Here is a 7,773-nt window from a genome sequence, read left to right as displayed (position 1 = left end):
GGCCGGGTCAAGCCCGGCCATGACGGAGTGGGCAAGGGCCACGCTCGGCGCATTGTCATCGGCATAGCTGTTGCAGTCGTCTGCGTCACACTCGCCTTTGCGGCCTGGGTCGTCTCGCTCGGCCCATTACCTTTCGAACAGGCCCGGCAAATCTCCACCACTATCGTCGACCGCAACGGCAGACTGTTGCGCGCCTATGCCATGGCGGATGGCCGATGGCGGCTGCCGGTCGATGCTCGGACCGGCGTCGATCCGTCCTATCTGAAACTGCTGCTGGCTTACGAAGACCGGCGGTTTTATTCCCACCATGGCGTCGATCCGCAGGCGCTGGGCCGCGCCGCATGGCAGCTCGTGTCCAGCGGTCGCATCGTCTCCGGCGGCTCCACCATCACGATGCAGCTGGCGCGCTTGATGGAGCCGCGGCGCGAGCGATCGCTCTCGGCCAAATTGCGCCAGATGGTCCGCGCGATCCAGATCGAGCGGCAGCTGACAAAAGACCAGATACTCGACCTCTATCTGGCTCTGGCTCCGTTCGGCGGCAATCTCGAGGGCATTCGCGCCGCGTCCATCGCCTATTTCGGCAAGGAGCCGAAGCGATTGTCGCTGGCGGAAGCAGCCGTCCTGGTGGCGTTGCCGCAGTCGCCGGAAACCCGCCGGCTCGATCGCCATCCCGAGGTGGCGCGCATCGCCCGCGACCGCGTGCTCGATCGCATGGTCGAGGACGGCCTCGTGCCGGTGGAGGACGCGGTTCAGGCCAAGGCTGTTTCGGTGCCGCGGCTGCGCAAGCCGATGCCCATTCTGGCGCCGCATTCCGCCGATCAGGCGCGGGTGACCGTGAAGGATACGCCGGTCATCAAGCTGACGCTGGAGTCCGGGCTGCAGAAGGTGCTGGAGACGCTGGCGCGCGATCGTGCCATCGCACTGGGCTCGAACATTTCCGTCGCCATTGTCGCTGTGGACAATGAGAGCGGCGACGTGCTGGCGCATGTCGGCTCGCCGGACTATTTCGACGAGCGGCGCGCCGGTCAGGTCGATATGACCCGCGCCGTGCGCTCGCCGGGCTCGACCCTGAAACCGTTCATCTACGGGCTCGCCTTCGAGGACGGTTTCGTGCATCCGGAAAGCTTGATCGACGACCGGCCGATCCGCTTTGGCGCTTACGCGCCGGAAAACTTCGACATGACGTTTCAGGGCACGGTGCCGGTGCGCAAGGCGCTGCAATTGTCGCTCAATGTACCAGCGATCGCGCTGCTCGATCGCGTCGGCTCCAGCCGCCTGTCGTCGCGGTTGAAGCAGGCGGGCGCCAATCTGGTGCTGCCGAAGGACGAGGCGCCGGGCCTCGCGATGGGTCTCGGCGGCGTCGGCGTGACGCTGCAGGATCTGGTGCAGCTCTATTCGGGGTTGGCGCGGCTCGGCAATACCAGGCCGCTGCGCGAGATCGTCAGGGCAACCGACGATGCGCGCGATAATCTGCGGCTGATGGATCAGGTCGCGGCCTGGCAGGTCGGCAATGTGCTGATCGGCACGCCACCCCCGGAAAACGCCGCGCACAACCGGATCGCGTTCAAGACCGGCACCAGCTACGGCTACCGCGATGCCTGGTCGGTCGGGTTCGACGGCAGGCTCACCATCGGGGTCTGGGTCGGACGGCCCGATGGTGCGCCGGTGCCGGGGCTGGTCGGGCGCACCGCCGCGGCCCCGATCCTGTTCGATGCCTTCGCCCGCACCGGAAAACTCCCGGCTGCGCTGCCGAAGCCGCCAAAGGGCGCGCTGGTGGCCAGCAATGCCAAACTGCCGCTGCCGCTGCGCCGGTTCCGGCCGGCGGGGGAACTGGTCCGCACCGGTAGCGAGCAGGCGCCGCGCATCCAGTTTCCGCTCAATGGCTCGCGGATCGACGTCGATCGCGGCAATGGCGGGCAGTTCTCGGCGATGCCCGTCAAGATCGCCGGCGGCGTGCTGCCGCTCACCATGCTGGTGAACGGCGTGTCGGTGGGCGAAATCGACAGCCGGCGCCAGCGGCTGGTCGAGCCGCCCGGTCCGGGCTTTGCCAGGCTGACCGTGATCGACGCGGTGGGCGCCGCGGACACAGTTGTCATCCGAATTCAATAAAGGGTGCCTAACCGGTTGTGGGAATAGCGGTTTCGGCGTAATCGGAACCAATGGTCGAGACCTATGCCCGTCCCCGATTTGGAGAGCCGCGCGAGCCGAAGAACCGGGTCAATCCGGGCAGCCGGCTTGCCGGCCTGCTTGACCTCGTGGCGGCTAGCCATCTCAGGGCGGCGCTGTTCCTGCTGGCCTGCGGCCTCGTGCTGTTTCTGCCGGGCTTTTTCAATATCCCGCCGATCGATCGCGACGAGGCGCGGTTCGCGCAGGCGACCAAGCAGATGGTCGAGAGCGGCGATTTCATCGACATCCGCTTCCAGGACGATGTCCGCTACAAGAAGCCGGTCGGCATCTACTGGATGCAATCGGCCGTGGTCGAGACCGCGACAGCGCTGGGCCTGCCGCGGGCGGAAATTCGCATCTGGCTGTACCGCATTCCCTCGCTGATCGGCGCGATCGGCGCGGTGCTGCTGACCTACTGGACGGCGCTGGCGTTCGTGACCCGGCGCGGCGCCATCCTGGCCGGGCTGATCATGGCCAGTTCGGTGCTGCTCGGCGTCGAAGCGCGGCTGGCAAAGACCGATGCCATGCTGCTGCTGACCGTGGTCGCGGCGATGGGCGCGATGGCGCGGGTCTATCTGTCGTGGCAGCGCGGCGAGGATCCCGTGCGGCCGCCATGGTCCTGGCCCGCGATCTTCTGGACCGCGCTGGCCGGCGGCATCCTGCTCAAGGGGCCGCTGATCCTGTTGTTCGTCGTGCTCACGGTCGCAACGCTGGCGATTCTCGACCGGTCGGCGACGTGGCTGTGGCGGCTGCGTCCGGTCTGGGGCCTGATGTGGCTGCTGGTGCTGGTGCTGCCGTGGTTCGTCGCGATCTACTGGCGCGCCGGCGATACGTTCTTTACCGATTCCGTCGGGCGCGACATGCTGGCGAAATTCGCCGCGCAGGAATCCCACGGCGCGCCGCCGGGATTCTATCTGGCGCTGTTCTGGGTGACGTTCTGGCCGGGGGCGGCACTGGCGGGAATGGCGGCGCCGGCAGTGTGGCGGGCGCGGCGCGAGCCCGGCGCGCAATATCTGCTGGCGTGGCTGATGCCGTCCTGGATCGTGTTCGAACTGGTGATGACAAAACTGCCGCATTACGTGCTGCCGCTGTATCCGGCGATCGCGATCCTCACGGTCGGCGCGCTGGAACGCCGGATATTGTCGCGATCGTGGCTGATGCGGGGCGCGGCCTGGTGGTTCGTAATCCCGGCCGGGGCTTCGGTGCTTGTCGTGGTCGGCGCGATAGCGCTGACGCGCCAGCCGGTGTTTCTGGCCTGGCCGTTCATCGCGGCGGCGCTGATCTTCGGGCTGTTCGCGTGGTGGCTCTACGAGGACAGCCGCGCCGAACGCTCGCTGTTGAACGCCGTGGTCTCGGCGATGTTTCTGGCGATCGCCGTCTATGGCATCGTGTTGCCGTCGCTGACGCCGCTGTTCCCGAGTCCCGAAATCGCCCGCGCATTGCGTAACGTCGTCTGCGTCGGACCGAAAGCCGCAGCCGCAGGCTTTCACGAGCCGAGCCTGGTCTTCATGACGGGAACCTCGACGCTGTTGACGGACGGATCGGGGGCGGCGGATTTCCTGGGGCAGGGCAGTTGCAGGTTTGCGCTGGTCGAATCGCGCTCGGAACGCAGCTTCGCCGCGCGCGCCGAAGCCATCGGGCTGCGCTACAACGTGGCCAATCGCATCGACGGTTATAATTTTTCGCAGGGCAAGGCGATCTCGATCGCGATCTTCCGCTCCGAAGGCACCGAATAAATGTCTGCCCCGGCCGGCGCCGCATCGAATTATTTCTCGGGCCTTCTGGCCGTCCTGCGCCAATCGGCGGTGCAACTGGTGCGCTCGCCGTCGCATTCGCGCCGTGCCGAGGCGGCGCGGCGATCGGCACGCCACGTCGTGCAGCTCACCGCCATTCTCGGCGCCGCGATCATCGCGCTGATGTACTTGCTGGACGCGACGGAAATCGGCTGGATGCCGAAGCGCGGCACGCCGAGCCTTTGGCCGATCCGCATCCTGACCGATTTCGGGAAATCCGCTTATGTGCTGTGGGCGCTGGCCGGGCTGCTGTTCGTCGTCGCCTTCACTGCGCCTGTCTTGCGCGGGCAGGCGCGGTCGCTGTTGCTGGGGCTGGGGACGCGGCTGCAGTTTGTGTTTCTCGCCGTGTGGGTGCCGGCCATGATCGGCGAGGTCCTGAAATGGGTCGTCGGGCGCGGCCGCCCCTTCGTCGGCGACAACGTTTTCAACTTCAGGCATTTCGGCGGCAGCGAGGCCTTTGCGAGCTTCCCGTCCGGCCATGCCAATACCGCCTTCGCACTGGCGTTCGCGGTTTCCGCGCTGTGGCCGCAGGCGCGCCCCGTGATGCTGGCGTATGCCATCGCGATCGCGCTCAGCCGCCTGGTGCTGCTGGCGCATCATCCGAGCGACGTGGTGGCGGGCGCGCTGATCGGCGTGATCGGCGCGATGGCGGTGCGCTACTGGTTTGCCGCGCGTCGCCTCGGCTTCGCGATCCGCGGCGACGGCGCCATCGTGCCGCTTCCGGGGCCCTCGCTGGGGCACCTCAAAAGGGTTGCCGGAGGGGCGTCAGCCCCATAAGAAGCGGACGCCGCGAGGCAGCGGCGCAGCGGGTTCCGGCTGCAGGCCGACTCAAACGACGAGCATCGATTTGCCTTCATCCGACGCGACAGAAGTGGCCGTTTCCATCGTCGTTCCCGTGCGCAACGAGGCCGGCAATGTGACGCCGCTGATCACGGAAATCGCCGCCGCGCTCGACGGCCGATGGCCGTACGAGATCATCTACGTCAACGACGGCTCCACCGATGCGACCGGCGAGCGGCTCGCGGAATTGATGAAAGCGCGCGCCAACCTGCGGCAGATCCGGCATGCAACGTCATCGGGGCAATCGGCCGCGGTGCGCACCGGGGTCCGTGCCGCGCGCGGCGCCATCGTGGCGACGCTCGACGGCGACGGGCAGAACAATCCGGCCTTCCTGCCGGATTTGATCGCGGCGATCGAGAACGGCGGCGACCGCCTCGGCCTTGCCGCCGGCCAGCGGGTCGGGCGCAAGGACACCGGTTTCAAGAAATGGCAGTCGCGCACCGCCAATGGCGTGCGCAACGCCATCCTGCACGACGGCACCCGCGATACCGGCTGCGGCCTGAAGGCGTTTCGCCGCGAGGTGTTCCTGATGATGCCTTATTTCGACGGCCTGCATCGCTTTCTGCCGGCGCTGGTGCGCCGCGAGGGTTTTGACATCGTCTATGTCGACGTCATCGACCGTCCCCGCCATTCCGGCGTGTCGAATTACGGCTTTTTCGATCGGTTATGGATCGGGATCATGGATCTCGCCGGCGTGTGGTGGCTGATCCGCCGCAAGAAACCGACGCCCGTTGCGACCGAGGTGACACGTCATGACTGACCTGTTCAACATGCTCACGACCTATCTGCATGATGTCTTCGTCATCAAGTTCGATGGCTGGGTGATCCTGGGCTTCGTGGCGCAGGGGCTCTTCACCATGCGCTTCGTGGTGCAATGGATCGCTTCCGAGCGGGCGCGCAAGAGCGTGATCCCGGTGGCGTTCTGGTTCTTCTCGATCGGCGGCGGCATGCTGCTGTTGATCTACGCGCTGTATCGCCGCGACCCGGTATTCATCGCCGGGCAGGCGCTCGGCCTCGTGGTCTATTTTCGCAATCTGTATTTCATCATTGTCACAGGACGGCAGGCCTCGGCGAAGGATTGATGGGGCATACAAAAATCGCAAAAACAACCCCATGCATAGAAAGCAACCCCATGGAAAGGTTAGTGTTTTTGTTTATGTTCACAGATGGTTTCGAGGTATAGGAATACCTTGATGCCACCGTCCCATGCCTCGCAATTCGAGTTGTTTCATTAGATGCCGCATCGTTCGAGCCTGGAAGTGTTTGCGCGGATTGATCATTGGTGGTCGATCGCGAAGGACGACGTTCTCGCCGATCCGTTCGGGCCGATGGCGCGGGCCGGCCTGTTCCAGATTGGCCTGCCGGGCGCGGATGCCGGGCTCGACAGCTACCGGGCGATCGCCGCCGCCGAACAGGCGCTTGCCGCGAAGACCGGGCTGTTGGGGCTGGCGAGCGCGTTTGCTGCGCGACAGATGGCGGCGCGGTTCTTCCTTGGGGGCTTTGCCAATCAGGCGCAGCGCGAAACATGGCTGCCGCGGATTGCCGCCGGCGAGGTCTGCACGGCGATCGCGATCTCCGAGCCCGGCGCCGGCGCGCACCCGAAGCTTCTGAAGACGACGGCAGAATCCCGTGGCGCGGGATTTGTCCTGCGCGGCGCCAAGGCCTGGGTCACCAATGGTCCGGTCGCGGATCTCTTTCTGGTGCTGGCGGTGGTCGCGGTCGAGGACGGCCGCAAGCGCTATGGCCTGTTCATGGTCCCGAAAGAAACGGCCGGACTTTCGATCAAGCCGATGAAGGCGCTGGACACGCTGTTGCCGGCGACGCATTGCGAGCTGGAATTCGATGGCTGCGAGCTGCCGGCGTCGGCGCAAATCGGCGATATGCCCGACGCGTATTCGGCCATGGCCCTGCCGTTTCGCGATGTCGAGGACACCGTCGGAACGGCGAATGTCGCGGGCTTGCTGGACTGGCTGCTCGAAAAGGCCGCAAGCCATATCGAGCACAGCGAAGAGAATGCCTTGCAGCTTGGCCGCATCGCGGGTCTGGTGTCGCTGGTGCAGGCGGCGAGCCGGTTGGCGGTGGCAGCACTCGATGGCGAGGGCGAAGATGTTCCGGCGCGCGTGATCGGCGTAAGGTTGCTGGCGCGCGACATCGTCGGCGAAATCCGCGAGCTGCTGGGGCAGGGCGCGCCGGCCGACGAAGCGACGGTTCGCGCGCTGGCCGCGTTCGACATGCTGGCCCAGGTCGCGCGCGAGCCGCGCAAGATCAGGCAGATCAGGCTTGGAAATTCAGTAGGAAGCGAGAACCATTAAATGAATACCCATCTGCCGGCGGATTCGATCGAAGCCGTCACCCGCGGGCTGGCGTCAGCCGGCTATATCGCCAGCAAGCAGATCGCGACCGCGGTCTATCTGGCCGAGAAGATCGAGAAGCCGATCCTGGTCGAAGGCCCGGCCGGCGTCGGCAAGACCGAACTGGCCAAGGCGCTGGCGGCGTGGCGTGGGCTCAAGATGATCCGGATGCAGTGCTATGAGGGGCTCGATGAAGCCAAGGCGCTGTACGAGTGGAAATACGCCAAGCAGCTGCTCTACACCCAGATCCTGAAGGACAAGCTCGGCGAAGTGCTGGGGGGCGCCGACACGCTGGCCGCGGCGCTGGGCAAGCTGCATGATTTCGGCGACGTGTTCTTCTCCAAGGAATTCGTCGAGCCGCGCCCGCTGCTGCAGGCGCTGGAGCAGGCCAACGGCTGCGTGCTGCTGGTCGACGAGATCGACAAGTCGGATGCCGAATTCGAATCGCTGCTGCTGGAAATCCTCAGCGACTACCAGGTCTCGATCCCCGAACTCGGCACCGTCACGGCGATCGTGAAGCCGACGGTGATTCTGACCTCCAACGGCGAGCGCGACCTCTCGGACGCGCTGAAGCGCCGCTGCCTGCATCTGCATATCGGCTTTCCCGAGCAGAAGCTGGAGGA

7 protein-coding genes are annotated in these 7,773 nt (G+C 65.8%); all 7 read left to right on the top strand.

Going from position 1 to position 7,773, the window contains the following annotated elements; translation table 11 throughout:
• Positions 1-51 precede the first annotated feature (51 nt).
• Entirely contained in the window at positions 52-2,109 is a 2,058-nt protein-coding gene (pbpC, locus tag Q7U29_RS19655; RefSeq protein ID WP_370691792.1) for a penicillin-binding protein 1C, read from the top strand.
• Positions 2,110-2,159: 50 nt separating this feature from the next.
• On the top strand, positions 2,160-3,902 hold the full coding sequence (locus Q7U29_RS19650) for a glycosyltransferase family 39 protein (RefSeq protein ID WP_304744085.1): 1,743 nt from the start codon (positions 2,160-2,162) through the stop codon (positions 3,900-3,902).
• Positions 3,903-4,736 (top strand): phosphatase PAP2 family protein, encoded by an 834-nt coding sequence (locus Q7U29_RS19645; protein WP_304744083.1) that lies wholly within the window; start codon positions 3,903-3,905, stop codon positions 4,734-4,736.
• 70 nt (positions 4,737-4,806) lie between these two features.
• Positions 4,807-5,559 (top strand): glycosyltransferase family 2 protein, encoded by a 753-nt coding sequence (locus tag Q7U29_RS19640; RefSeq protein ID WP_370691791.1) that lies wholly within the window; start codon positions 4,807-4,809, stop codon positions 5,557-5,559.
• Positions 5,552-5,881: a lipid-A-disaccharide synthase N-terminal domain-containing protein gene (locus tag Q7U29_RS19635; RefSeq protein ID WP_304744080.1), complete on the top strand. Its 330-nt coding sequence runs from the start codon at positions 5,552-5,554 to the stop codon at positions 5,879-5,881. Before Q7U29_RS19640 ends, Q7U29_RS19635 begins: the two co-directional genes overlap by 8 nt.
• 153 nt (positions 5,882-6,034) lie before the next feature.
• Positions 6,035-7,111 carry an acyl-CoA dehydrogenase family protein gene (locus tag Q7U29_RS19630; protein ID WP_304744079.1) on the top strand — a complete coding sequence of 359 codons (1,077 nt, stop codon included), beginning with the start codon at positions 6,035-6,037 and terminating at the stop codon, positions 7,109-7,111.
• On the top strand, positions 7,112-7,773 hold a 662-nt coding region (locus tag Q7U29_RS19625), incomplete at its 3' end, for a MoxR family ATPase (protein WP_304744077.1). It abuts the gene before it with no gap.

The sequence above is a fragment of the Bradyrhizobium sp. genome (assembly GCF_030654605.1).
Lineage (GTDB): Bacteria > Pseudomonadota > Alphaproteobacteria > Rhizobiales > Xanthobacteraceae > Bradyrhizobium.
Note: the sequence above shows the minus strand (reverse complement) of the source record. Positions and strands in the feature narration are given on the sequence as shown.

Excerpts from the sequence above, each read along its gene's own strand:
- Q7U29_RS19650 (WP_304744085.1), top strand. The coding sequence starts at position 2,160 with ATGGTCGAGACCTATGCCCGTCCCCGATTTGGAGAGCCGCGCGAGCCG.
- Q7U29_RS19645 (WP_304744083.1), top strand. The coding sequence starts at position 3,903 with ATGTCTGCCCCGGCCGGCGCCGCATCGAATTATTTCTCGGGCCTTCTG.
- Q7U29_RS19635 (WP_304744080.1), top strand. The coding sequence starts at position 5,552 with ATGACTGACCTGTTCAACATGCTCACGACCTATCTGCATGATGTCTTC.
- Q7U29_RS19630 (WP_304744079.1), top strand. The coding sequence starts at position 6,035 with ATGCCGCATCGTTCGAGCCTGGAAGTGTTTGCGCGGATTGATCATTGG.